18 protein-coding genes and 1 pseudogene are annotated in these 24,102 nt (G+C 74.6%); 5 read left to right on the top strand and 14 right to left on the bottom strand.

Annotated elements, in window-relative coordinates; genetic code table 11:
• Positions 1-74: 74 nt before the first annotated feature.
• Positions 75-2,327 (top strand): MMPL family transporter, encoded by a 2,253-nt coding sequence (locus tag ACGFZL_RS11975; RefSeq protein WP_355170863.1) that lies wholly within the window; start codon positions 75-77, stop codon positions 2,325-2,327.
• 204 nt (positions 2,328-2,531) lie between these two features.
• Here the strand turns inward: ACGFZL_RS11975 and mgt are convergent, their stop codons facing one another.
• The 5 genes from mgt to ACGFZL_RS12000 form a co-directional block, all read right to left on the bottom strand.
• Entirely contained in the window at positions 2,532-3,725 is a 1,194-nt protein-coding gene (gene mgt, locus ACGFZL_RS11980) for a macrolide-inactivating glycosyltransferase (protein ID WP_393690749.1), read from the bottom strand.
• Positions 3,726-3,779: 54 nt separating this feature from the next.
• On the bottom strand, positions 3,780-5,066 hold the full coding sequence (locus tag ACGFZL_RS11985) for an ABC transporter substrate-binding protein (protein ID WP_393690751.1): 1,287 nt from the start codon (positions 5,064-5,066) through the stop codon (positions 3,780-3,782).
• The gene (locus tag ACGFZL_RS11990; protein ID WP_355170857.1) at positions 5,066-5,899 is read right to left on the bottom strand and encodes a carbohydrate ABC transporter permease; all 834 of its coding nucleotides are present in this window, start codon (positions 5,897-5,899) and stop codon (positions 5,066-5,068) included. Before ACGFZL_RS11990 ends, ACGFZL_RS11985 begins: the two co-directional genes overlap by 1 nt.
• Complete coding sequence (locus ACGFZL_RS11995; RefSeq protein ID WP_393690754.1) at positions 5,896-6,846, bottom strand: carbohydrate ABC transporter permease; 951 nt, start codon at positions 6,844-6,846, stop codon at positions 5,896-5,898. Before ACGFZL_RS11995 ends, ACGFZL_RS11990 begins: the two co-directional genes overlap by 4 nt.
• Positions 6,847-6,908: 62 nt before the next feature.
• Positions 6,909-7,403 (bottom strand): nucleotidyltransferase domain-containing protein, encoded by a 495-nt coding sequence (locus ACGFZL_RS12000; RefSeq protein ID WP_393690756.1) that lies wholly within the window; start codon positions 7,401-7,403, stop codon positions 6,909-6,911.
• A gap of 131 nt (positions 7,404-7,534) precedes the next feature.
• On the opposite strand from ACGFZL_RS12000, the gene ACGFZL_RS12005 reads away from it, so the two are divergent.
• Positions 7,535-8,389 (top strand): phosphotransferase enzyme family protein, encoded by an 855-nt coding sequence (locus ACGFZL_RS12005; RefSeq protein WP_393690758.1) that lies wholly within the window; start codon positions 7,535-7,537, stop codon positions 8,387-8,389.
• Between the two features lie 31 nt (positions 8,390-8,420).
• Here ACGFZL_RS12005 and ACGFZL_RS12010 read toward each other — a convergent pair.
• From ACGFZL_RS12010 to ACGFZL_RS12020, 3 genes and pseudogenes are all read right to left on the bottom strand, one after another.
• Positions 8,421-8,716, bottom strand: a pseudogene (locus tag ACGFZL_RS12010) (ABC transporter ATP-binding protein); the annotation flags it as partial.
• A gap of 82 nt (positions 8,717-8,798) precedes the next feature.
• On the bottom strand, positions 8,799-9,512 hold the full coding sequence (locus ACGFZL_RS12015; protein WP_393690760.1) for an exonuclease domain-containing protein: 714 nt from the start codon (positions 9,510-9,512) through the stop codon (positions 8,799-8,801).
• A gap of 100 nt (positions 9,513-9,612) precedes the next feature.
• Positions 9,613-10,869 (bottom strand): SAV2148 family HEPN domain-containing protein, encoded by a 1,257-nt coding sequence (locus tag ACGFZL_RS12020; RefSeq protein ID WP_393691225.1) that lies wholly within the window; start codon positions 10,867-10,869, stop codon positions 9,613-9,615.
• A 295-nt stretch (positions 10,870-11,164) separates the two neighbouring features.
• Between ACGFZL_RS12020 and glgX the strand changes: the two genes are divergently transcribed.
• Together glgX and treY are read left to right on the top strand one after the other, a co-directional pair.
• Positions 11,165-13,288 carry a glycogen debranching protein GlgX gene (glgX, locus tag ACGFZL_RS12025; RefSeq protein ID WP_393690762.1) on the top strand — a complete coding sequence of 708 codons (2,124 nt, stop codon included), beginning with the start codon at positions 11,165-11,167 and terminating at the stop codon, positions 13,286-13,288.
• A gap of 101 nt (positions 13,289-13,389) precedes the next feature.
• Positions 13,390-15,777: a malto-oligosyltrehalose synthase gene (gene treY / locus ACGFZL_RS12030; RefSeq protein ID WP_393690764.1), complete on the top strand. Its 2,388-nt coding sequence runs from the start codon at positions 13,390-13,392 to the stop codon at positions 15,775-15,777.
• Positions 15,778-15,875: 98 nt separating this feature from the next.
• Here the strand turns inward: treY and ACGFZL_RS12035 are convergent, their stop codons facing one another.
• The 4 genes from ACGFZL_RS12035 to ACGFZL_RS12050 form a co-directional block, all read right to left on the bottom strand.
• Positions 15,876-17,267 (bottom strand): hypothetical protein, encoded by a 1,392-nt coding sequence (locus ACGFZL_RS12035; protein WP_393690766.1) that lies wholly within the window; start codon positions 17,265-17,267, stop codon positions 15,876-15,878.
• Between the two features lie 89 nt (positions 17,268-17,356).
• Complete coding sequence (locus ACGFZL_RS12040; RefSeq protein ID WP_393690768.1) at positions 17,357-17,788, bottom strand: SSI family serine proteinase inhibitor; 432 nt, start codon at positions 17,786-17,788, stop codon at positions 17,357-17,359.
• A 41-nt stretch (positions 17,789-17,829) separates the two neighbouring features.
• Positions 17,830-19,110 carry a M14 family zinc carboxypeptidase gene (locus tag ACGFZL_RS12045; RefSeq protein ID WP_393690770.1) on the bottom strand — a complete coding sequence of 427 codons (1,281 nt, stop codon included), beginning with the start codon at positions 19,108-19,110 and terminating at the stop codon, positions 17,830-17,832.
• A gap of 175 nt (positions 19,111-19,285) precedes the next feature.
• Positions 19,286-19,840: an FHA domain-containing protein gene (locus ACGFZL_RS12050; RefSeq protein WP_393690772.1), complete on the bottom strand. Its 555-nt coding sequence runs from the start codon at positions 19,838-19,840 to the stop codon at positions 19,286-19,288.
• Between the two features lie 176 nt (positions 19,841-20,016).
• On the opposite strand from ACGFZL_RS12050, the gene treZ reads away from it, so the two are divergent.
• Positions 20,017-21,762, top strand: a complete 1,746-nt coding sequence (gene treZ / locus ACGFZL_RS12055; RefSeq protein ID WP_393690774.1) for a malto-oligosyltrehalose trehalohydrolase — start codon at positions 20,017-20,019, stop codon at positions 21,760-21,762.
• A 35-nt stretch (positions 21,763-21,797) separates the two neighbouring features.
• Here treZ and ACGFZL_RS12060 read toward each other — a convergent pair whose 3' ends face one another.
• Positions 21,798-22,790 carry an aminoglycoside phosphotransferase family protein gene (locus tag ACGFZL_RS12060; RefSeq protein WP_393690776.1) on the bottom strand — a complete coding sequence of 331 codons (993 nt, stop codon included), beginning with the start codon at positions 22,788-22,790 and terminating at the stop codon, positions 21,798-21,800.
• 49 nt (positions 22,791-22,839) lie between these two features.
• Positions 22,840-23,970, bottom strand: a complete 1,131-nt coding sequence (locus ACGFZL_RS12065) for an aminopeptidase P family protein (RefSeq protein ID WP_393690778.1) — start codon at positions 23,968-23,970, stop codon at positions 22,840-22,842.
• Between the last annotated feature and the right edge of the window lie 132 nt (positions 23,971-24,102).

Consider the following 24,102-nt stretch of genomic DNA (forward strand, 5'->3'; position numbering starts at 1 on the left):
CTCCCGGGACCTACCTTCGGACACGGAAGGCGGCGGCAGGGGGCCGGCGCCGCACACGAGGGGGCAGGCCCGTCATGGGGAGCAGAGATTCACGGGTGCGGGTGCGGGGCATAGCCGCCCGGGCCGGCGGCTGGAGCGCCCGGCACCGATGGGCCGCCGTCGGCATCTGGGTGCTGTTCGTCGTCCTGGCGATGGGGCTCGGCACCGCGGCGGGCCGGGTCGACGTCAAGGAGAGCGACCAGCTCAGCGGCGAGACCCACACCGCCGCGCGGATCATCGAGGACGCCGGGATCGACGAACCGGCCGGCGAGACCGTCCTGGTCCAGGCGAAGGGCGGCGAACTCAAGGCGACGGACGCCGAGTTCAGGTCCGCCGTCGCCGCGGTGGTCTCGGCGGTGCAGAAGACCGGGAAGGTCACCGGCGTCACCTCCCCCTACGACACGAAGACCGTCTCCCGGGACGGCCGCAGCGCGCTGGTGCAGTTCGACATGCGAGGCGACGCGGACACCGCGGGCGACCGGGTCGAGCCGGTGCTGAAGGCCGTCGAGGGCGTCCAGGAGGACCACGCGTCGCTGCGGATCGAGGAGATCGGCGGCGCCAGCATGATGAAGACCTTCGACGACGCCTTCGGCGACGACTTCCAGAAGGCCGAGCTGTCCGCGGTGCCGGTGGCCCTCGGCATCCTGCTCATCGCCTTCGGCGCGCTCGTGGCGGCCCTGCTGCCGGTGGCGCTCGCCATCACCGCGATCATGGCGACGATGGGTCTGATGGGCCTGGTCAGCCACGTCCAGCCGATGAGCGAGACCGCCAACTCGGTGATGCTGCTCGTCGGGATGGCCGTCGGCGTCGACTACTGCCTGTTCTACCTGCGCCGCGAGCGCGAGGAGCGGGCCGCCGGGCGGGACGCCCGGACCGCCCTGGAGATCGCCGCCGCCACCAGTGGCCGCGCGGTCGTCGTCTCCGGCGTCACGGTGTGCGTGGCGATGGCGGGCATGCTCTTCACCGGCATCGCCGAGTTCGAGGCGATGGGCCTGGCCTCCCTGATGGTGGTCGCAGTGGCCATGGTCGGCTCCGTGACGGTGCTGCCCGCCCTGCTGTCGCTGCTCGGCGGCCGGGTCGACAAGGGGCGCCTGCCCTTCCTGCGCCGCCGCCGTCCGGGCGGCACCGGCGGCAGCCGGTTCTGGTCGGCGGTCCTCGGCGGGGTGCTCGCCAAGCCCGTGCTCTCCGTGGTGGTGGCGGCCGGTGTGCTGCTGGCCGTGGCCGCGCCGGCGCTCGGCATGAAGACGCAGAACCTCACCCTCGACCAGGAGTTCGGCGACTCGCTGCCCATCGTGCAGACCTACAACCGGGTCAACGACGCCTTCCCGGGCGGCTCGCAGCCGGCCGAGGTCGTCGTCAAGGCCGACGACATCGACGCACCCCGGGTACGGGCGGCGCTGGCCGACTTCAAGGACCGCGCGGTCTCCTCCGGGGCCTCGCGGGGTCCGGTGGAGATCAAGGTGCACGAGGCGCAGGACGTGGCCTTCGTCTACGTCCCGCTGGTCGGCGGCTCCGACCTGGAGAAGGCGGGGGCGAGCCTGGAGAAGCTGCGCGACGACGTGCGGCCGGCCACGCTCGGCAAGGTCGACGGCGTCCAGGCCCCGATCACCGGTGAGGTCGCCGGCTCGAAGGACTTCAACGACCAACTGGTCGGCTCGGTGCTGCCGGTCTTCGTCTTCGTGGTGGTCTTCGCCTTCCTGCTGATGCTGCTGTCCTTCCGCTCCCTGACCGTCGCACTGACGTCGATCGTGCTGAACCTGCTCTCGGTGGGCGCGGCCTACGGCATCCTCGTCGCGGTCTTCCAGCACGGCTGGGGCGCGTCCCTGGTGGGGGCGCACGGGGTGGGCGCGATCATCACCTGGCTGCCGCTGTTCCTCTTCGTGATCCTGTTCGGCCTGTCGATGGACTACCACGTGTTCGTGGTCTCCCGGATCCGCGAGGCGCGGCTGCGCGGCCGGACCACGCGGGACGCCATCCGGCACGGCGTGGTCACCACGGCCGGCACGGTCACCAGCGCCGCGGTCATCATGGTCGCCGTGTTCGCCATCTTCGGCACGCTGTCCATGCAGTCCATGAAGCAGATGGGCGTGGGCCTGGCGGCGGCGGTGCTGATCGACGCGACGGTCATCCGGGGGGTGCTGCTGCCGGCGGTGATGGCGCTGCTCGGGGAGCGGAACTGGTACCTCCCGAAGTGGCTGCACCGCCTCCCTGACCTCACCCACGACGAGTCTCCGGCGGACGTGGCCCCCACCAGCCGCGACGAACGGGGTGAGCCGGTGGTGGTCTGACGGACCGGCCGCTCCCGAGCGGCCGCACAGGGAAGGGCCCGCCGGTCTTGGGGAACCGACGGGCCCTTCTGCCCCGCCAGGGCCGTCTTCCGGGTGCGGGTCCGCTGTGGCTGGTCGCGCAGTTCCCCGCGCCCCTGGGGCGTTGCAGTCACCGTCGGCCGCCTTGCCGCCGCCGCTGCGCCGGGTTGCGCCATGCCCCCCCCGCTACGGCAACTCGGCCTCGATGAGGTCTGCCGCTCGCTGGGTGCCGCCCTCCTTGGCCATGCCGGCCTGGATGTCCCGAAGGCGCCGGGCCACTTCGGGGTCCCCGACAAGGGCCAGCACCGCCTCACGCAGCGCCTCGGCCGTGGCCTCCTCAGTACGCAGCACCCGCGCGACGCCCAGCGCCTTCAGCATCTCCGCGTTGCCGAACTGATCCGCCGCCTGCGGCACCGCGATCATCGGCGTCCCCGTCGCCAGCCCCTCCTGACTCCCCCCGGCCCCCGCATGGGTGACGAACAGGTCGGCCTGCCTCAGGACCGCCAACTGCGGGACCCAGGAACGCACTTCGACGTTCCCCGGCACCTCCCCGAGGTCAGCGGCCTCGACATGTCGCCCGACCTGGAGCACCAGGTGCCACCCGGACAGCCCGCCGAAGGCCCGCACGCACTCCCGGTAGAACCCGGGCTGGTTGGTGAAGGCGGAGCCGAGGGAGACGAGCGCGACCTTCTCCGCCCCCGCCGGCCGCTGCCAGTCGCCCTCCGCCGTGCGGTCCCCCTGGCAGGCGCCGACGAAGGTGTACACCTCCTCGTCCACCCGGTCGGCGTTCGGCTGGAGCACCTTGGGGATGAGCACCAGGGAGCGGGCGGGGCGGCCCGCGAAGGGATCGGGGTGCTCGGTGATGCCGTTCTCCGCCAGCCAGGCGGAGAAGCGGGCGTAGTACGCCTGGCCGCGCTCGGTCTTCAGCGGCTCCGCCCACATCGGCTCGGCGACCTCCTTCTCGTACCCCTCCCACGCGACCATCGCCGGGGAGAGCGAGACGGCGGGGACGCCCCATCGGTGGGCGAGGACGCGGGCCGGGTAGGAGGCGATGTCGTGCAGCACGAGGTCCGGGGTGTCGCCCTCGTAGAGGCCGGTCAGCTGCGGGAGGGCCTGGATCGCGTCGGCGAGGAACGGCTCGACGTTGTCCAGCAGGGTGGTCCCCCACGCCGACGGGTCGGCGCCCGGGGCGGGCAGCGTGCTGTTCCAGAGCCGCGGCTCGGCTCCCGTCGCGGCGACCTTGTCGGCGAGGGCCGGCGGGATCGCGTAGGTCACGCGGTGGCCCCGGGCGACCAGTTCGCGGATCACCTCCAGGCTGGGGTTCACGTGGCCGTGCTGGGCGATGGAGAACATGGCGATGTGCGCGGGGGTCGTGGTCATGCGACGACCCTACGCGAGACGAGACGTCTCGTACAACCGAGTTCGCCCGCCGGCTCAGCGCTGGTAGCGCGCCAGTACCAGGTTCCCGTCCCGTTCCAGTCGTCGGGTCAGCTCGGACAGGCCGATCGCCCCGCTGTAGTACTCCTGGAGCGCCGGTGTGGCGACCTTGTCCTTCCACTCGGGATAGCCCCGCACGCTCTGCGCGGGCGCCGGGCGCAGGTGGGCGGCGAGGGCGGTGCCGGTGGCCCAGCCGTTCTCCCGGGTGTGCAGGGCGGGGTCCTTCAGGGCCTCCGTGCCGGTGGGCAGCATCCAGTCGCCGAGGGCGAGGCGCACCATGTTGTCCGGCTGGAGGAGGAAGTCGAGGAAGGCGGCGGCCTCCTTCTTGTGCGGGCTGTCCTCGGCGATGGAGAGGGTCTGCGGGCTGACGCCCTGGGCGAGCCCGTCGGCGCCCGCCGGGGCGGGGAGGACCTGCCAGTCGAAGCCCTTCGGCGCCTGCTGCTCGATCTGCTGGCGGTAGGAGAAGCCGAGCGGCACCATGGCGTACTTGCCCGCGAAGAAGCCGGGCAGCGTGTCGGAGCCGCCGCTGCCCAGCGTGGACGCGGAGGCGCTGCCGTCGGTGCGGACCTGGTCCCGGATGGTGCGGGGCACCACCTGGTCGGCCGCGTCGAAGCGGACCTCGGCCCTGCCGTCCGCGTCCCGGTGGAACAGTTCACCGCCCGCCGACAGGGAGAGGTTGAGCGTGGCGGACACCGGCTCCTTCAGCGGCCAGGCCACCCCGTACCGGCCCGCGCCGCTCAGCCGCTTCGTCACCTGCCGGAACTCCGGCCAGCTCCAGGGGTGTTCGGGCGTCGGGATCCGCACCCCCGACCGCTTCAGCAGCGCGCTGTCGGCGATCAGCACCCGGGGCTCCTGGAGGAACGGCACGCCGTACACCCCGTCCCCGAAGGTGGCCGTGCGCCAACTGCGCTCGGGGATCGATGACTTCAGCCGTTCGGGCAGCAGCCCTGTCAGGTCGGCGAGGTAGCCGCCGTAGGCGAAGTCGGCGAGGTCGTCGGAGGCGTCGTGGACGATGTCGGGCGCCTCACCGCCCTCGAAGGAGGTGAGGAGCTGGTCGTGGACGCTGTCCCAACTGCCCTGCACGTATTCGACCCTGACCTCCGGGTGCGCGGCGTTCCACTCCTCCACCAGCTCCTTGGTGGCCTTGACCGAGTCGTCCTGCCAGGCGAGGGACTGGAAGCGCAGGGTGATCCGGCCGTCGTCGCCCCCACTGCCGCCGCCCGCGCAGCCGGCGAGCAGCAGGGCGAGGGCGAGGAGCAGGCCCGTGAACGGACGTACGCGCATCAGCTCTTCACCGCCCCGGCGAGCATGCCGCCCGTGATCTTCTTCTGGATGAGCGCGAAGACCACCAGCGAGGGCAGCGTCGCGAGGAAGGCCGCCGCGGCGAGCGGCCCGAGGTCGGCGACGCCCTCGGCGCCGATGAAGTGGGTGAGCACCACCGGCAGGGTCTGCTTCTCGGGGGTCTTCAGCAGGACGAGGGCGAAGAAGAACTCGTTCCACGCCGTGATGAAGGCGAACAGCGCGGTCGCCACGATGCCCGGCGCGAGCAGCGGCGCGGTCACCGACACCAGGGTGCGCAGCCGCCCGGCGCCGTCCACGGCGGCGGCCTCCTCCAGCTCGGCCGGCACGGCGCGGACGTAGCCCGAGAGCATCCACAGCGCGAACGGCAGCGACCACACGACGTAGACGAGGACCAGGCCGGCCAGGGAGTCGATCAGCCGCAGGTTCTTCAGGACCAGGAACAGCGGGATGATCAGCAGGACGAAGGGGAACGCCTGGCTGACCACGACCCAGCCGGTGGCCGCGGTGGCGAGCCGGCCCCGGCGGCGGGCCATGACGTAGGCCATCGGGGTGGCGATGGCCACGGCGATCACGGCGGCGCCGAGCGCGGCGAGCAGGGAGTTCAGCCCGGCGTGCAGCAGGGGCTGCTCGTCCAGGGCCTGGCGGAAGTTGTCGAGTGTGGGGTGCCTGGGGATCCAGGTGGGGTGCAGACTGCCCAGCTCGCGGGGTGGTTTGACGGCCGTGGAGAGCAGCCAGAGCAGGGGGAAGGCCAGGAAGACGAGGTAGGCGAGGAGCGCGGCGTACTGGCCGGCGCGGGCGGCGGCGGAGGTCTTCACGCCTCGTCACCTCCCCGGAGCCGGCCGGCCAGGAAGACGGCCAGCAGGACGGAGACCACGGCGACCAGGACGCAGCCCATCGCCGCCGCGTAGCCGAACTGGCCGTAGCGGAAAGCCTCTTCGTAGGCGAAGAGCATCGGCAGCCGGGTCCGGCCGCCGGGGCCGCCGTTGGTCAGGACGTAGACCAGGGCGAAGGAGTTGAGGTTCCAGATCAGGTTGAGCGCGGTGATGGCCAGCGCGATGGGCTTCAGGGCCGGCCAGGTCACCGTGCGGAAGCGGCGCCAGGCGCCGGCGCCGTCGACCGCCGCCGCCTCGTGCAGCTCGCGCGGGGTGTTCTGGAGCCCGGCGAGCAGCGCGACCGTGGTCTGCGGCAGGCCCGCCCAGACGCCGACGACGATGACGGCGGGCAGCGCGGTGCCCAGGCCGCTGAGCCAGTCCCGGCCGTCACCGAGGCCGAGGTCGCGCAGCGTCTCGTTGAGGATGCCGGCGTCCGGGTTGTAGACCAGCCGCCACATGACGCCGACGACGACCTCGGGCATCGCCCACGGGACGATGGCGAGCGCGCGGGCCAGCCAGCGCATGCGCAGCCGCTGGTCGAGCAGGAGGGCCAGGCCGAGGGCGAGCAGGAACTGCGGCACGGTGACGCCGACCGCCCACACCAGGCCGATGCGGAAGGACTCCCAGAACAGGGTGTCGTGCAGCAGGTCCCGGAAGTTGAGAGCGCCGATCCACTGCGTGGCCGTCGTGCGGCCCGACTGGGCGTCGGTGAAGGCCAGCAGGACGCCGTAGAGCAGCGGGCCGACGCTGAGCACGAGGATGGGGATCAGGGCGGGCAGCACCAGGAACCAGGTGCCGGGCGCGGTCGACGTCCCTCCCCTCGTCCTCCTCGCCGCGGTCAGCGATGTCACGTGGTCGGCTCCCTCTGCCGGTCGGACGGGCCTGGTCATGGTCGTCAAGCCGCCGCGTCCCGTCAAGGGCTCGCGCACACCCTCCCACCAGGACGAATGTGTCAGAAGTGGGTGGCGATCCCGAAGACCCGGCGGAGTCGGGCCATGTCCTGCCGGTCGCGGTCCGCGGGCTCGTACCCCTGGTGGAAGTGCGCCTGCTGCTCGGCGGAGAGGCAGGGGACGGCTGTCGCGCCGATCCCGCCCGACACGAAGCACGAGGCGGGGTAGCGGAAGGGGCGCTCCGGCTCGAAGGACGCCTGTACGGCCGAGCCGTCGTTCGCGACGACGAGAGGATGCAGGTCGATCTCCCGGCCGTCCGCGTGCGTGACGACGAACCGGACGGGCCGCTGGTCGAGGCTCTCGACGAATCCGGCCCCGGAGAGCGCCGCCACCACGGCGGCTTCTTGGTCCTGCCGGTGCATCAGGTCCAGGTCGCGGTGGTCCCGGGTCTCCTCCCCGACCAGGGCGTCGATCCCCCAGCCCCCGCCGATCCAGACGTCCGCCCCGGCCCGTCGCAGCAGGGCGAGGACGGACAGCACGTCTTCCGCGGTCATCATGCGACGCAGGCCAGAAGCCGGCGCCGCGGGCGGCGAGCGCGTTACCCGGCAAGATCGGCCTGGATGGGACACTGGCCGACGCGGGACCGGACGGCAAGAGACGGTAAGAGCGGGACACGGAGGCGGCGAGGATGGACGAGGCGCGGGCGCGGCAGGTGCTGGACGCGGCGGGCGTGCTGCCGGGCGGGGCGCGGCTGCTGGCCCTCGGGGAGAACGCGGTGTTCGCGGCGGGCGACCTGGTGGTCAAGGTCGGTCGCGACGCCTCCCTGCTGGAGCGGGCGCGCCGGGAGCTGGCCGTCGCGCGGTGGCTGGCGGAGGCCGGGGTGCCCGCGGTGCGGGCGGCCGGGGAGCCGGCGCTGGACGTCGAGGGCCACCCGGTCACGGTGTGGCACCGGCTGCCCGACGCGGCGCGGCCCGCCGAACCCCGGGACGTGGCCGGGCTGCTGCGCCTCGTCCACGCCCTGCCCGCCCCCTCCTTCGCGCTGCCGCCGCGCGACCTGCTGGGCGGCGTGGAGCGCTGGCTGCGGCTGGCCGGCGACGCGATCGACCCGGCGGACGCGGCCTTCCTGCGCGAGCGCCGCGACGGCTTCGCGCCGGCCGCCGCCGCGCTGACCCCGCACCTGCCGCCGGGCCCGATCCACGGCGACGCGCTCCCCCGCAACGTGCACGTCGGCCCGGACGGCCCCGTCCTCGTCGACCTGGAGACCTTCTCCTTCGACCTGCGCGAGCACGACCTGGTGGTGATGGCCCTCAGCCGGGACCGCTACGGCCTGCCCGCCGAGGCTCACGACGCCTTCACCGCGGCCTACGGCTGGGACGTGCGCACCTGGGACGGCTACGCGGTGCTGCGGGGCGCCCGCGAGACGGCGAGCTGCGCCTGGGTGGCCCAGCGGACGCCGGGCAACCCCAAGGCGCTGGCCGAGTTCGAGCGCCGGGTGGCGTCCCTGCGGGACGGGGACCCGGCGGTGCGCTGGTACCCCTTCTGACCGTCCGCCGGAGCAGCAGGGAGCGCAGCCAGAGCCCGAGCCGCTGCCGCATGCCCAGCGAGTACTTCCCCACCCTGATCCGCGCCGACCCCTCCAGGCCGACCAGCTCCAGGACTTCGCCGACCCGGCGGCGGGGCAGCCCCGCCAGTGCGGCCAGCGGCCTCAGGTGCGCGCCGCCGCCCCGTTGGGGCCGAAGAACCCCGTCACCCGTCCGGTCCCGACCGTGAACGACAGGTCGTCCACCGGCGTTCTGCGGCCGTACCGCTTGGTCAGTCCCTCGACCCTGATCGCCTCCGGGCCCCCGCCCGGCACTGGTGTCGATGTCATGCCCGAAGCCTCCGGCCCGGTGCTCTCCCGGTCATCCGACCACGGTCGAGTCCCGGTCTCCCACCGAGGTCGGAGACCGGCCTCACCGGCCGCGCGGCACGACCGGCCAGGCCGACTCGACGACGGCCGTCGGGCTCGACGTCCGCCGGAGGTACGCCTGCAGGGACGCCGACTGCTCCGCCGCGGCCCGCACCTGGAGGTCGTGCAGGTCGGCCGCGGACATCGCCCCGACGAGCCGGTGCCGCTCCGCCATGCGCCGCACCACGCCGGCGGCGGCCACCGCGTCGGCCCGCGCGTCGTGGGCCGCGTCGAGCGGCACGCCGTAGTGCGCGCACAGGGCGTGCAGGGCGCGGGTGCCCTTGCGGTACTTGTCGACGTGCTTGTCGATCACCAAGGGGTCGACGACCGGCGCGGGGGCGACGCCCAGCCGCTCGCCGAGCGACTCGAGTCCGTACCGCCGGCACTCGCGGTCAAGGAGCGACAGGTCGTAGCGGGCGTTCATCACCACCAGCGGCGCCCCCGAGCGCAGGACCCCGGCGACGGCCTCGGCGATCTCCTCGATGGCCGCCGCGGCCGGAACTCCGCACGCGCGGACGTGGTCCGTCGATATGCCGTGGATCGCCGACGCCTGTGCGGGTATCACCACACCGGGGTCGAGCAGCCAGGTCTGCTCGGCCGAGACCGCCCCGTCCGGCTCCACGCGCACGACGGCGGCGGTGACGACACGGTCGGTCTCGACGTCGGTGCCGGTCGTCTCCAGGTCGAAGCCGATCAGCGGCTGCCGGTGCCAGTCCATGGCGGTTCCCTCCCAGGCGGTGCGGTGGTGCTCTCCCCCGACGGCTTCCACCCTCGCACGGGCCACTGACAACGGGGCCGCACGCGGTCGCTGCGGCCCGTCAGGACACCGGCCGGGAGTCCGCCCACAGTTGCTCGAACTCCTCCCGGTAGGTGGGGAAGAGCCCCGCTTCGTCCGACATGCCCCGCTGATCCGTTTTCACCACCCGCCCCCCGCCCCGCCCGCTCCGTAGCACCAGCACCGGCGCCTCCATGCCCCGGCTGCGCCGCAGGTAGGACTGGACGATCCCGACGCCGTCGGCGCCGTCGCCGTCCACCAGGTAGGCCGTGAAGCGGGGCGTCTCGTCGAAGACCTGGATCTCGAAGGCCCCCGGGTCGCGCAGCCGGGCCCGCACCCGGCGCATGTGCAGGATGTTCATCTCCACCGCGCGGCTCAGCTCGCCGCGCTTGATGCCGAGTTCGCGCTCGCGGCGCTTGACGGCGCTGGAGGCCGGGTTGAGGAAGAGCAGCCGCAGCCGGCCGCCGGCCTCGGCCATCCGCAGCAGGCGGCGGCCGGAGAAGTTCTGCACCAGCAGGTTGAGACCGATGCCGAGGGCGTCGACCCGCCGGGCGCCGCCGAAGAGGTCCTCGGCGGGGAACTGGCGCAGCAGCCGCACCCGGTCCTGGTGCACGGCGACCACGTCGGCGTACCGGTCGCCGACCAGGTCCTCCACCGCGTCGACCGGCAGCCGGCGGGCGGAGGGCACGTCGCCGCCGGCGCCGAGGATCTCCAGGAGCCGCGCCGAGGCCCGCTCCGCCTGGTCGAGGACGGCGCCGGACAGGGCCCGGTTGCGGGAGACGACGTTGCGGGTCACCTCCAGCTCGTCCAAGGCGAGTTCCACCTCCCGGCGCTCGTCCACGTAGGGCTCGAAGCAGGGCCAGTGCTGGACCATCAGCTCGCGCAGCTGGGGCAGGGTGAGGAAGCTCAGCACGTTGTCGTCGGCCGGGTCGAGGAGGTAGCCCTTGCGGCGGCTGACCTCGCGGACGGCCACGGCCCGCTGCACCCACTCCTGGCCGGCCGGACCGGCGGCGGCCACCACCCAGTCCTCGCCGTGCACGGGCTCGTAGACCGGGCGGAGCACGGCGGCGACCACGGCGCGCAGCCGCTGCTCGACCAGGTTCAGCCAGATGTAGGCCCGCCCCGCCCGCTGGGCGCGGGTGCGCACCTCGTGCCAGGAGGCGGCGTCCCAGTCCAGCTCGGGGCCGATGGCGCCCGCGTCCATCGGCCGCGCCAGGGACACCGCGCCGGGCGGGACGTCCGGGGAGACCCCCTCGTGACCGTCGTCACCAGGGGGCAGCTCAAGGCCACCCGAGCCCACCCGCACACCGCCTTCCGGTTCCCTGGGCGCCTCCGCCCGGACGATCAAGGAAGGGTACTCCGCCGGGGCCGCGCGGTGCAGCCCGATGCGCAGGCCCGCCCTCCCCAACGCCCGCGCGCCGCCTGCCTGTTCCGCGGTCTCGACGGTCTCGGTCGGGAGTCGATCGACAACGGTGACATCGCGCGAGGTGTGTCGGGGTAGGAGGACGGGACTGCTAGGTGGACGCCGCACTTTCGGGGGGACTCGGAAGCGAAGGCGGCCACACCGGCGCCCCTCACCTGAAAGAGTCATATCCATGCAGGTCTGGCCTGGAGAGGCGTATCCACTCGGTGCCACGTACGACGGCGCCGGCACCAACTTCGCGGTCTTCACGGAGGCCGCCGACCGAGTAGAGCTGTGCTTGCTGCACGACGACGGCTCCGAGACCGCCGTCGAGCTGCGGGAGAGCGACGCGTTCGTCCGGCACGCGTACCTGCCCGGCGTGATGCCCGGGCAGCGGTACGGCTACCGCATGCACGGGCCCTACGCGCCGGAGCGGGGGCTGCGCTGCAACTCGGCGAAGCTGCTGCTCGACCCGTACGCGCGCGCGATCAGCGGCTCGGTCCAGTGGGGCGAGGAGGTGTACGGCTACCACTTCGACGACCCCGGCAGGCGCAACGACCTGGACTCGGCGCCGCACACCATGTCCTCGGTCGTGATCAACCCCTACTTCGACTGGGGCGACGACCGGCGCCCCCGCACCGAGTACCACCACACCGTCCTCTACGAGGCGCACGTCAAGGGCCTCACCATGCAGCATCCCGGCCTGCCCGAGGAGCTGCGCGGCACCTACGCCGCCCTCGCCCACCCGGCGATCATCGAGCACCTCACCGAGCTGGGAGTGACGGCCCTCGAACTGATGCCGGTGCACCAGTTCATCAACGACCACCGCCTGGTGGACATGGGCCTCAACAACTACTGGGGCTACAACACCATCGGCTTCTTCGCCCCGCACAACGCCTACGCCTCCTGGGGCGACCGCGGGCAGCAGGTGCTGGAGTTCAAGTCGGCGGTCAAGGCGCTGCACGAGGCGGGCATCGAGGTGATCCTCGACGTGGTCTACAACCACACCGCCGAGGGCAACCACCTGGGCCCGACGCTCTCCTTCAAGGGCATCGACAACCCCTCCTACTACCGGCTGACCGACGACCCGAACTACTACATGGACACCACGGGCACCGGCAACTCGCTGCTCATGCGGTCCCCGCACGTGCTCCAGATGATCATGGACTCGCTGCGGTACTGGGTCACCGAGATGCACGTCGACGGCTTCCGCTTCGACCTGGCGGCCACCCTGGCCCGGCAGTTCCACGAGGTGGACCGGCTGTCGTCGTTCTTCGACCTGGTGCAGCAGGACCCGATCGTCTCCCAGGTGAAGCTGATCGCCGAGCCGTGGGACGTCGGCGAGGGCGGCTACCAGGTGGGCAACTTCCCGCCGCTGTGGACCGAGTGGAACGGCAAGTACCGGGACACCGTGCGCGACCTGTGGCGCGGCGAGCACAGCGCGCTCGCGGAGTTCGCCTCCCGGCTGACCGGCTCCTCCGACCTCTACCAGGACGACGGGCGCCGCCCGCTGGCCTCCATCAACTTCGTCACCTGCCACGACGGCTTCACGCTGCACGACCTGACGGCCTACAACGACAAGCACAACGACGCCAACGGCGAGGACAACCGGGACGGCGAGAGCCACAACCGGTCCTGGAACTGCGGCGCCGAGGGCGAGACCGACGACCCGGCGGTGCTCGACCTGCGGGCGCGGCAGATGCGCAACTACATCGCCACCCTGCTGCTGTCCCAGGGCGTGCCGATGATCAGCCACGGCGACGAGTTCGCCCGCACCCAGGGGGGCAACAACAACGCCTACTGCCAGGACAACGAGATCTCCTGGGTGAAGTGGCCCGAGGAGGAGTCGGAGGGCGGGGGCACGGCCCTGCGGGACTTCACCCGCGCGCTGGTGCGGCTGCGCCGGGACCACCCGGTCTTCCGCCGGCGGCGCTTCTTCCACGGCCGGCCGGTGGAGGGCACCCACGACGACCTGTCGGACATCGCCTGGTTCACGCCGGAGGGCTCGGAGATGACCCAGGAGGACTGGAACTCGGCGCAGGCGTCCGCGCTGACGGTGTTCCTGAACGGCAACGCGATCTCCGAGCCGGGCCCGCGCGGGGAGCACATCGGCGACGACTCCTTCCTGCTGATGTTCAACGCCTTCCACGAGCCGCTGGACTTCGAGGTGCCGCCGGACCTCGGCAGCCAGTGGGAGGTCGTGGTCGACACCGCCCTGCCGGAGGGGATCCCGCCGGACACCGGCGCGAAGGTGCAGGCCGGCGAACGGCTCACCCTGGTGGACCGCAGCCTGACGGTGCTGCGCCGCCCGGTCTGACCCCGCCCCCGGGCGGCACCCCGCGCGCGGGGTGCCGCCCGGACTGGGCGAGGCGGGTTGTCGCTGACACTAAAGGCGCCGGGGCGGGTACACACCTCTGCATGACACCTGAGCGACCGGACCAGGCCGTGCCCGCGCACCCGACACCCACCCCGGCCCCCGTGGCCACCTACCGGCTCCAGCTCCAGCCCGACTTCCCGTTCGGCGCAGCCGCGGCGGCCGTGCCGTACCTGGCCTCGCTCGGCGTATCGCACCTGCACCTGTCCCCCGTCCTGGAGGCGGTCCCGGGCTCACTGCACGGCTACGACGTCACCGACCACGCGCGCGTGCGCGAGGAGCTGGGCGGCGAGGAGGGCCTGCGGGCGCTCTCCCGCACGGCCCGCGAGCACGGCCTCGGCCTGGTGGTGGACCTGGTGCCGAACCACATGGCGATGTCCCCGCGCCACAACCACGCCCTGTGGGAGCTGCTCCGCGAGGGCCGCGAGTCGCCGTACGCGCGCTGGTTCGACGTCGACTGGGAGGCGCAGGGCGGCCGGGTGCTGATGCCGGTGCTCGGGGCCCCGGTCGGCGAGGTGCTCGACCAGCTCCGGGTCGACGGCGACGTACTGCGCTACCACGACCACGCCTTCCCGCTGCGCGCCGGCACCGCCGGCCTGCCGCTCCCCGAGCTGCTGGACGCCCAGCACTACCGGCTCGCCTGGTGGCGCCTCGCCCGCACCGAGCTGAACTACCGGCGCTTCTTCAGCATCTCGGAGCTGATCGGGGTGCGCGTGGAGGACCCGGAGGTCTTCGACGCCACCCACGCCACCGTGCTGCGCCTGCTGCACGAGGGCGTCCTCGACGGCCTGCGCATCGACCACCCGGACGGCCTCGCCGACCCGGACGCCTACCTGCGGCGGCTCGACGAGGCGAGCGGCGGGCGGTGGACGGTGGTGGAGAAGATCCTCTCCGACCACGAGCGGCTGCCCGACGCCTGGCCGGTCGCCGGCACCACCGGCTACGACGCCCTGCGCCGGATCGACGGCGTCCTCGCCGACCCGGACGGGTCCGCGGAGCTGCTCGCCCGGTACCGGGAGTTCGCGGCCCCGCAGCCCGACCGGGGCGGCGACTGGGCGGCGACCGAGCGGCGGGCGGCGTACAAGGTGGTCACGCACGAGCTGGCCGCCGAGACGGAGCGGCTGACCCGCTCCGCGCTGCGGGCCTGCGCCACCTCCCCCGACCCGGCGCTGCGCGACCGGGCGCCCTGGGCGCTGGCCGCCGCGCTGCGCGAGCTGCTGGTGCGGATGGAGGTCTACCGGCCCTACACCTCCGTGGACCCGGCGACGGTGGTCACCGAGGAGGCCGCCGCCGAGGCCCGCGGCGCGTTCGCGGTGCCGGAGGAGGCCGGCGCGGTCGACATGGTCCGCCGGCTGGTGCTCGGCGAGGCCGGGGACGGCCCCGACCAGGTCGAGTTCCGCACCCGGTTCGCGCAGACCTCCTCGGCGCTGCGGGCGAAGTCGGTGGAGGACAAGGCGTTCTACCGCTACGTGCCGCTGCTGTCGGCGACCGAGGTGGGCGGCGATCCGGGGCGCCCGGCGCTCGACCCTGCGGAGTTCCACGCGTACTGCGCCCGGGTGCAGCGCGACTGGCCCGCCACCGGGAACGTCGTCTCGACCCACGACACCAAGCGCAGCGCCGACGTCCGGGCCGCGATCTCCGTGCTCACCCAGGTCCCGGACCGCTGGGCCCGGGTGCTCACGGAGGCGGGGCGCGGGGGCGAGACCGGCCCCGACGGGCAGCTGGCGTGGGCGGCCTGGCAGACGGTGTTCGGGCTCGGCCCGGCGGACGAGAAGCGCGTCCAGGAGGCCGTCCTCAAGCATGTGCGCGAGGCGGGCATGCACACGAGCTGGACCGAGCAGGACCCGGCCTACGAGGAGGCGGTGGCCGGCTTCGTGGCCTCCGGGCCCGGCGGGGCGCCGGGCGCGGCGGTGGCCGCGCTGCGCGGCGAACTGGCCCCGCACATCCGCGCCAACGTGCTCGCCACCGCCCTGACCCACCTGACGATGCCGGGCGTGCCCGACCTGTACCAGGGCACCGAGGACGACTACCTGGCCCTGGTCGACCCGGACAACCGGCGCCCGGTGGACTTCCCGCCCGCCGCGCCCGGCGAGAAGCACGCGGTGACCCGGGCGGCACTGGCGCTGCGGGCCCGCCGCCCGGAGGTCTTTGGCACGGCGGCGACGTACCAGCCGCTCGCCGCCGAGGGCCCGGCCGCCGGGCACTGCCTGGCCTTCGCCCGCTCCGGCGCGGCGGTGACGGCGGTGACCCGCCTGTCGGCCCGGCTCGCGGAGGCCGGCGGCTGGGGGGAGACGGCGCTGCCGCTGCCGCCCGGCCGCTGGGCGGACGCGCTGGCGCCGGGCCGGGAGTTCACCGGGCACGCGCGCGTGGCGGAGCTGTTCGACCGGCTGCCGGTGGCGCTCCTGGAGCGGGTGGACGCCGGGGAGGGCTGACGGGCCACCGGGGGCGGGGCCGGGCGGCGGGCGGCGTGGAGCGGGTCCACGGTGCACAGCCCCTCGCGCTCGGCCCCGGCCGGGCGGAGCGGTCCGGGTCAGCAGCGGGCCAGCAGGACGGAGACCACGGTGCAGGTCGCCGAGGCGGTGTCGTCGGACGGGTCGGGGTCGGCGGGGGTGGACGCGGTGCGGGCGGCGGTGACGGTGACCTGCCCGATGGCGAGCAGGGAGAGCGGGACCCGGAACGACCCCGTGGCAGCGGCCCCCTTGGCGATGGTGCCGAAGACGCAGGTGACCTTGTTGCCGGCGGCGGTGCAGCCGGGTGACAGGGCGGAGGCGGCGGTCCCGGTGGGCAGGGTCGCGGTGACGGTGGCCGAAGTGACGGTGCCGGGGCCGGTGTTGCGGGCGGTGAGCGTGTAGCCGATGGCGCCGGGCAGCAGCAGGCCCGCGCGGGCGGTCAGGTCGATGTCGACGTCGGCCCGCGCGGGCCCCACCACCGCCGTCGCCAACCCGTGCGGATAGCTCCCGACCTGGACGGTGGCGGTGTACGCGTTGCTCGCGGTGTCGAACACCGAGACGGAGCCGTCTCCGCTGTTGGAGACGTAGGCGCGGGACCCGTCCGGCGTGAGCGCCACGTCCCACGGGAGCGAGCCGACACCGACGGCGCCGGTCACGGTGTTGCTCGCGGTGCTGATGACCGACACGGTGGAACTGCCGTAGTTGACCACGTAGGCGCGGGACCCGTCGCGGGACACCGCCACGCCGTGCGGGGAGCTGCCGACGCCGACGGTGGCGGTCACCGTGTCGCTCGCGGTGTCGATCACCGACACGCTGCCGTCGCTCGCGTTGGTGACGTAGGCGCGCGTGCCGTCGGGAGTCACCGCCACCGCGAGCGGAGAGGCGCCGACCTCGATGGTGGCGGTGACCGTGTTGCTCGCGGTGCCGATCACCTGGACGGTGGTGTCGGCCGAGTCGGTGACGTAGACGCGGCTGCCGTCGGGGCTCACCGCCAGCCCGCGCGGAGCCCGGCCGGCGCCGACGGTGGCGATCACCTTGTTGCTCGCGGTGTCGATCACCGACACGGCGTCGCTGCCGCTGTCGGCGACGTAGGCGCGGGATCCGTCCGGGGTGAGGACCACGGCCTCGGGGAGTCCGCCGACGGCGATGGTGGCGGCGACCGCGTTCGTGGCTGTGTCGATCACCGCCACGGTCCCGCTGTTGCGGTAGTCGGTCACGTAGGCGCGGGTGCCGTCCGGCGTCACCGCCACGGCGCGGGGGACGCCGCCGACGCCGACGGTGGCGGCCACGGTGCCGCTCGCGGTGTCGATCACCGCCACCTCGCCGCTGCCGTAGCCGGCGACGAACGCGTACGTGCCGGGGGCCACGGCGGCCGCCGGTCCCGACGGCACGGCGATCACCGCGGCGACCGCCGTCATCAGGGCCGCGAGCACTCCGCCCGCCCGCCGCCGCATCCGCTGTCCTGTGGTCACCGTTCCCCCTGTGCTGATCGACTCACCGAAGAGGTTACTGAAGGTGACCGGGCGCGGACAGAGGGCGCAGGGGGCGCTCCGGGGCGGCCTTACGCGCCGTTCGCGCCGGTGGCCGGCGGGAACACCGAGCCCGTCTGGGCGTGCAGCACGCACGCGTTGGGAAACGTCCGGGTGTACGCGACGGACCGCCCCCGCCACCGCCCCTCGGCGTGCGCGGTGACCGGGCGGTAGATCATCGTGCAGGGCGCCTTGCGCGGCGGGACGGCCGCGATGTCGCCGCCGGCCGCGTCGAGGTCGGCGCACGCCTCGGTGGCCGTGGCGTGGCCGCGGGGCGGGTCGCAGCGCAGCAGGGCGGTGCGGGTGGGGGCGGCCCAACGGGAGGCGCCCTGGTTGACGTCGAGGAGGAGCCAGTCCTGGCCCGGGTCGCGCGGGCCGGTCGCCCGCGCGGGGGCGGCGCAGGAGAGCAGCAGGACGGCGACGGCGGCGAGGAGGCCGGTGCGGCCCCTGGGGAGGGAGGTCATGCCCGGTGTTTCGGCACCGGCGGCCGGGCTCCCCAGTCGGGTCACCCGAACGGGACCGGTGCCCCTGCTCGCCGCCCGGCCAGTTCGAACACGGCGAGCACGATCCGGGTCTGGTACTCGACCTGGCGTTCGACGGGGATCCAGCGGGCCCCGCAGCCGTCGTGGTAGTCGGCGCACCACGCGTCCAGCAGCCGGTCCAGCTCGGGCAGCACGCCCGCCGGGTCGCGCCCCGCCCGGGTCACCAGCTGGTGCAGCAGCCCGGCGGAGCGCAGGGTGAGACGGCGACCGGCGATGCGCATGGCGGTCAGGTGGGCGTTGCTCATCGGCGGCAGCCGGCGTCCACTGCCGTCGTCGGTGTCCGGGTCCCAGGCGTTGGCCAGCCGGGGGGAGACAAGGAGGTAGTCGTCGACGGGGGCCAGCAGGTGGGCGGCGTCGGGGCCGGCCGCGACATGGGGGCGCAGCCGGGCCAGCAGCCGCTGGAGGCGGCGGGTGTCGTGGCGCAGCACGCCGCTGACCGCGCGCAGCACCGCCTCCCGGTCGGCGGGCAGTGCGTCGTCGGCCACGCCGACCGCGCCCCACATCGGCGCCTCGACCACGGCGGTGACCGTGCCGAACCGCCCCGGGTGGCACCAGGTCGACTCGACGGCGGCCTCGGTGATGGCGGCGGTCAGGTCGCCGAGGCGGGGCGGCGGGATGCGGTAGACGGCGGGGCCGAGGTCGGGCCAGTACAGCGTGTCGTAGGAGCCGAGTTCGCGCGGGATGCCGAGGCGGGCGGCGGTGCGCGCCATGCGCCCCGCGATGCCGGGCAGGTCGTGGGTCAGCTCCACGAAGCCGCCGCCGACGTCGACGCCGTGCAGGGAGCACTGGAGGAACGGCCGCAGCTCGTCCTGGAGTTCGAGCAGGGTGCGGGTCTCCGGCAGGGTGACCCGGTCCGGGCCGTCGGGCAGCCACTCGGGCTGCTCCAGGAAGGAGGGGCGGAAGAAGTTCCGCGCGTAGCGGCCGAGGGTGTACGGGCCTGACAGCCAGCCCTCGTTGCGGCGCAGGCCGTCGGGGTCGGCGCAGAGCAGGAGGTTCCAGGTGGCGTCGGCGCCGTCGGTGAGCCGGGGGTCGGCCAGGGCCCGTTCGGCCAGGCGCAGGGCGGTGGCGCCGCCGGCCGGCTCGTTGGCGTGCGGGCCGGCGACGACGAGGGCCTGGCGGCTGCCGTGGCCGACGGAGAGCAGCAGCATCGGGGTGCCGCCGCGGGAGGTGCCGACGCGGCGCAGCCGGGCGGCGCGGGGGTGGCGGGCGGCGAGGGCGGCGGCCCGGGCGCCCAGCTCGTCCACGGTCGGGTAGCGAAGGAGGGGCGGCAGGGCACACCTCCACGATCGAGAGCCGTCGTCGGATCACCTGGCGTGCGCGGTGTACGGGACAGTCAGTCACGACTTGGGAGGTACGTCAACACCGCGAAGTGCAAAGGCATTTGTGCCACAAAGGGTGGGTGGGTCCGGGGCCGCCGGCTCAGTGCCCGGCGAGCCGGAAGGCCATCCGGCCGAAGCCCACCTGGTCGCCCTCGCGGACCACGGCGGCGCCGATCACCCGGCGCCCGTTGACGGTCGTGCCGTTGGTCGAGCCGAGGTCGCGCAGCATCCAGCGGCCGTTCAGGCGGCTGAGTTCTGCGTGCGCGCGGGAGACCGTCTCGTGGTTCAGCCGCAGCCCGCTCGCCGGGTCGCGGCCGATGCGCAGGGGGTGTCCGACGCCGGGGTGCGGCAGCAGCAGCTTGGGCAGCCGCTCGGCCCGCCAGGCCATGCGCAGCCGTACGCCGAACCCGGACACCGCCTCCACCGTGCCCAGCACGAGGCGGGAGACCTTGCCGCCCTCGGCGGGCAGGTCGGCGGTGAGCGCGGCGAGTTCCTCGGCATGGCGGGCGGCGAGGACCAGTTCCACGCGGCGCACGAACGTGTCGTGCGACAGCCGCCCCTGGGCGACCCCGTCCCGGAGCACCTCGAGCGCCCGGTCGCGCTCCGCGTCGGACAACCGCGCGAGGTGGGTGGGGAATCGGGAGGACGACGTCACGCTGCTGATTGTCGGTCAGCGGGGCCGGGGTGTCCAGGAGACGGCCGACGGGCGGTGGCCGGGCGGCCGGTTCGCGACACCGGGCCGCGAACCGGCGACTATCGGCAGCGCGTCGGCCGCTCATGCAGGACGATGGACGGGCTGGATCATCGTGGGCAGACGAAGGGGAACCGTCCGTGCAGTTCGAGGTGTGGGCACCGGAGGCCGGCCGGGTGGCGCTGGAGTGCGACGGCGTCAGGGGCGCGTTGGAGCGCGACGCGGAGCGGCCGGGGTGGTGGAGCGGCCGGGCCGAGGCGCGGGACGGGTCGCGGTACGGCTTCGCGCTGGACGACGGCCCGGTACTGCCGGACCCGCGCTCGCGCCGCCAGCCGGACGGCCCGGACGGGTTGAGCGCCGTGGTGGAGCAGGGGCGGTACGCCTGGCGCGCCGAGTGGCCCGGGCGCCCGCTGCCCGGCGCCGTGCTGTACGAGCTGCATGTGGGCACCTACACCCCCGAGGGCACCCTGGACTCCGCCGCCGGGCGCCTCGAGCACCTGGCGGAGCTGGGCGTCACACACGTCGAGCTGATGCCGCTGTGCCCCTTCCCGGGGACGCACGGCTGGGGCTACGAGGGCGTGTCGCTGTGGGCGGTGCACGAGCCGTACGGCGGCCCCGAGGCGCTGAAACGGTTCGTCGACCGGGCCCACGAACTCGGCCTGGGCGTCGTCCTGGACGTGGTGCACAACCACCTGGGCCCGTCCGGCAACTACCTGCCCGCCTTCGGCCCGTACTTCACGGACACCCACCAGACCCCCTGGGGCTCCGCGGTCAACCTGGACGCGCCCGGCTCGGACGAGGTGCGGGAGTACCTGGTGGGCAGCGCGCTGGCCTGGCTGCGCGACTACCGGCTCGACGGGCTGCGCCTGGACGCCGTGCACGCGCTGGTCGACACGCGCGCGCGGCACTTCCTGGAGCAGCTCTCCGAGGCCGTGGACGCGCTGGCCGCCGAGGTGGGGCGCCCGCTGTTCCTGATCGCCGAGTCCGACCTGAACGACCCGCGGGTCATCACCCCGCGCGCGGAGGGCGGCCTCGGGGTGCACGGGCAGTGGAACGACGACTTCCACCACGCCCTGCACACCGCGCTGACCGGCGAGGGGCAGGGCTACTACGCCGACTTCGCGCGCGACCCGCTGGCGGCGGTGGCCCGGACCCTGACCCACGGCTACTTCCACGACGGCACGTACTCCAGCTTCCGCGGCCGGCACCACGGGCGGGAGCTGGACCGGGCCCGCACGGCCGGGCACCGCCTCACCGGGTACAGCCAGACCCACGACCAGGTCGGCAACCGCGCCCAGGGCGACCGCCTCGCCGCCCAGCTCTCCCCCGGCCTCGCGGCCTGCGCGGCGACGCTCACCCTCACCGCGCCCTTCACGCCGATGCTGTTCATGGGCGAGGAGTGGGCGGCGGGCACGCCGTGGCAGTTCTTCACCGACCACACCGACCCGGAGCTGGCGGAGGCCGTCCGCACCGGCCGGCGCCGGGAGTTCGCCGCGCACGGCTGGAAGGCGGAGGAGGTCCCCGACCCGCAGGACCCGGCGACCCGGGACCGGTCCTGCCTGGACTGGTCCGAGCCGGAGCGCGAGCCGCATGCGCGCGTCCTCGCCTGGTACCGCCTCCTCATCGGCCTGCGTCACGCCCAGCCCGACCTGACCGACCCGGACCTCGACGACACCCGCGTCGCCTTCGACAGCGCGGCCCGCTGGCTGGCCTTCCGGCGCGGTGACATCCGGGTGGCCGTCAATCTGGGCACCGAGCCGGCCGCCATCCCCCTGGGCAACCGGCCGGCCCGCATCCTGGCGGCCTGGGAGCCCGTCCGCCCCCTGGACGAGGACGGGGTGCTGCGGGTGCCCGGGGAGTCGAGCGTGGTGTTGTTGCAGGAGTGAAGACGCGGCCCCGCCAGGGGCCCGGGGAGGCCGCCTCAGGCGGTCCCCCCGAACCCGGTCCCGCCCTCGCCGTCCGCACCGCCTCCCGCGCGCAGCTCCGTCACCCGTTCCAGCAGGATCGGCTCCCAGGCGCGGTGCAGCCGGGCCCTGAGGAGGGGCAGGGCGGCGGGGCGGCCGGAGAGCGCGTCGGCGAGGTGGACGAGCGCGTCGCAGCGGGCCAGCCACAGGCCGCGCAGGCAGGGGCGGGCGCCGTAGCCGGCGAGGGTGGCGGCGCGCACGGCGGCGGGCGAGCCGGTCGCGCGGGCGAGGGCGGCGATGTCCTCGGCCGGGTCGCCGAGCACCGCGCCGCCCCAGCCGAGGACGCCCCGCACCCGGCCGTCGGCGCCGACCACGAGGTGCTCGCCGGTCAGCGCGTGGTGGACGAGGACGGCCGCGCCGGACTGCGCGCCGAGCTGGGCCGCCGCCGCGGGCGTCAGCCGGGCGAGCGCCCCGGGGCCGGCCTCGTCGGGCGCCTCGTCGGCGGCGGCGAGGCGCCGGGCGGCGCCCTCGGCGGCCCGGCGCAGGGTCTCCAGGGAGCGCGGGGCGGCCCGGGGCACGCCGAGGGCCTCGGCCTGCCGGACCGGGACCTCGCGCAGCCCGGCCAGCACCCCGGCGAGGTCGCCCTCGCCGGCGGCGGAGACCGGGTGGTCCTCGCCCGACGCGCCGGGCACCCGGATGTCCAGGGTGTAGGGCAGGCCCGGCGCCCACTCCCCGTGCGCCACGCCGGCGGGCACCGCGACGGGCAGGTGCGGGCGGACCAGGTCGCGCAGCGGCAGCTCGCGGCGCCTGCGGGCGGCGGCTTCCCGGTCGGGCGCGAGGCGCAGCACATGGCGGGCGCCGACCCACCAGGCGGCGGGCGCCGCGTCCTCGCCGACCGGCCGGACCTCGGGCGCCGCCCCCGCGGCCCCACCCTCGCCCTCGCCCTCGCCCAGCAGGGCGCGGACCAGCCGGCGGACGCCGTCCGCGGTGGGTGTCGGGGCCTTTGTCATGGGCGCACCGCCGCCTTTCCTGACCGGGGCAGGGTCGGGTCGGGATCCGTCACTCCACGACGACCAGCTCCCGGGTCGTGTCGTTGAGCCGCCGGCCGCCGTCCGCGGTGACGGTGACGATGTCCTCGATGCGCACCCCGAACCGGCCGGGCAGGTAGACGCCGGGCTCGACGGAGAAGCACATGCCGGGGACCAGGGGCCGCTCCTCGCCCTCGATCATGTACGGCGGCTCGTGGGTGGTGACGCCGATGCCGTGGCCGGTGCGGTGGATGAAGTACTCGCCGTACCCGGCGTCCGCGATGACCGCGCGGGCGGCCCGGTCGACGTCCTGGCAGGCCGCCCCGGGGCGCACCGCCCGGAAGCCCGCCTCCTGGGCCGCGCGGACCAGGTCGTGCACCCGGCGCTCCTCGTCGGTGGGCTCGCCGGCGTGCACGGTGCGGGAGGTGTCGGAGCCGTAGCCGTCCTTCAGGCCGCCGAAGTCGAGGACGACCATGTCGCCGTCGGCGATGACCCGGTCGCCCACCTCGTGGTGCGGGTTGGCGCCGTTGGGTCCGGAGGCGACGATGGTGAAGTCCACCTGGGAGTGCCCGAAGCGGCGCAGCAGCGCGTCGAGGTCGGCGGCCACCTCGGACTCGCGGCGCCCGCCGAAGCGGACCCCGCGGATCTCCTCGAAGGCGGCGTCGGCCGCCGCGCCCGCCGCCGCGAGCAGCTCCAGCTCCGCCGGGTCCTTGACGGCGCGCAGCATGGGCAGCGCGTCGGTGAGGGCGGCGTAGGAGGTGCCGGGCAGGGTCCGCTGGAGGCCGAGGAGGTGCATCGCCCAGGCGTTGTCGCTGACGCCGAACCGCCCGACGCCGTCGAGGAGCGCGGCGGTGACGGCGTAGGGGTCGGTGCCGTCGGTCCAGTCGCGCAGGGTCAGCGCGGGCGCGCCGGCCGCCTTCTCGGCGTCCGGGGCCTCCAGGGTGGGCACGACGAGGACGGGGTCGCCGCCCGCGGGGAGGACGAGCAGGGTGAGGCGCTCGGTGGCCGCGGGGGGCGCGTAGCCGGTGAGCCACACCAGGTCGGGGCCGGGCGCCACCAGGAGCCCGGCCAGCCCGGCGTCGGACGCCGCGGCGGCGGCGCGGGCCATGCGCGCCCGGTAGTCGTCGGTGGTGAACGGCGCGGTGGCCGTCGGGCCGGTCATCCGGGCCTCCCAGGGCGTCGACGGTGCTCTGGTCAGCATCCTGCCCGGTGCGCGGGGGCGGCGCGAGCCGGTTTCGCGGGTCTTGTCAGCCCTCACGCGTGGTGCTTGGATCCGACCGGGCGCCTGCCGCGG

This window comes from Streptomyces sp. NPDC048182 (assembly GCF_043202555.1).
In the GTDB taxonomy this organism is placed as follows: Bacteria; Actinomycetota; Actinomycetes; order Streptomycetales; family Streptomycetaceae; genus Streptomyces.

Coding starts and splice junctions, on each gene's coding strand:
- ACGFZL_RS11975 (WP_355170863.1), top strand. CDS start 75: ATGGGGAGCAGAGATTCACGGGTGCGGGTGCGGGGCATAGCCGCCCGG.
- mgt (WP_393690749.1), bottom strand. CDS start 3,725: ATGACCACGACCCCCGCGCACATCGCCATGTTCTCCATCGCCCAGCAC.
- ACGFZL_RS11985 (WP_393690751.1), bottom strand. CDS start 5,066: ATGCGCGTACGTCCGTTCACGGGCCTGCTCCTCGCCCTCGCCCTGCTG.
- ACGFZL_RS11995 (WP_393690754.1), bottom strand. CDS start 6,846: ATGACCAGGCCCGTCCGACCGGCAGAGGGAGCCGACCACGTGACATCG.
- ACGFZL_RS12000 (WP_393690756.1), bottom strand. CDS start 7,403: ATGATGACCGCGGAAGACGTGCTGTCCGTCCTCGCCCTGCTGCGACGG.
- ACGFZL_RS12005 (WP_393690758.1), top strand. CDS start 7,535: ATGGACGAGGCGCGGGCGCGGCAGGTGCTGGACGCGGCGGGCGTGCTG.
- ACGFZL_RS12015 (WP_393690760.1), bottom strand. CDS start 9,512: ATGGACTGGCACCGGCAGCCGCTGATCGGCTTCGACCTGGAGACGACC.
- glgX (WP_393690762.1), top strand. CDS start 11,165: ATGCAGGTCTGGCCTGGAGAGGCGTATCCACTCGGTGCCACGTACGAC.
- treY (WP_393690764.1), top strand. CDS start 13,390: ATGACACCTGAGCGACCGGACCAGGCCGTGCCCGCGCACCCGACACCC.
- ACGFZL_RS12040 (WP_393690768.1), bottom strand. CDS start 17,788: ATGACCTCCCTCCCCAGGGGCCGCACCGGCCTCCTCGCCGCCGTCGCC.
- ACGFZL_RS12060 (WP_393690776.1), bottom strand. CDS start 22,790: ATGACAAAGGCCCCGACACCCACCGCGGACGGCGTCCGCCGGCTGGTC.
- ACGFZL_RS12065 (WP_393690778.1), bottom strand. CDS start 23,970: ATGACCGGCCCGACGGCCACCGCGCCGTTCACCACCGACGACTACCGG.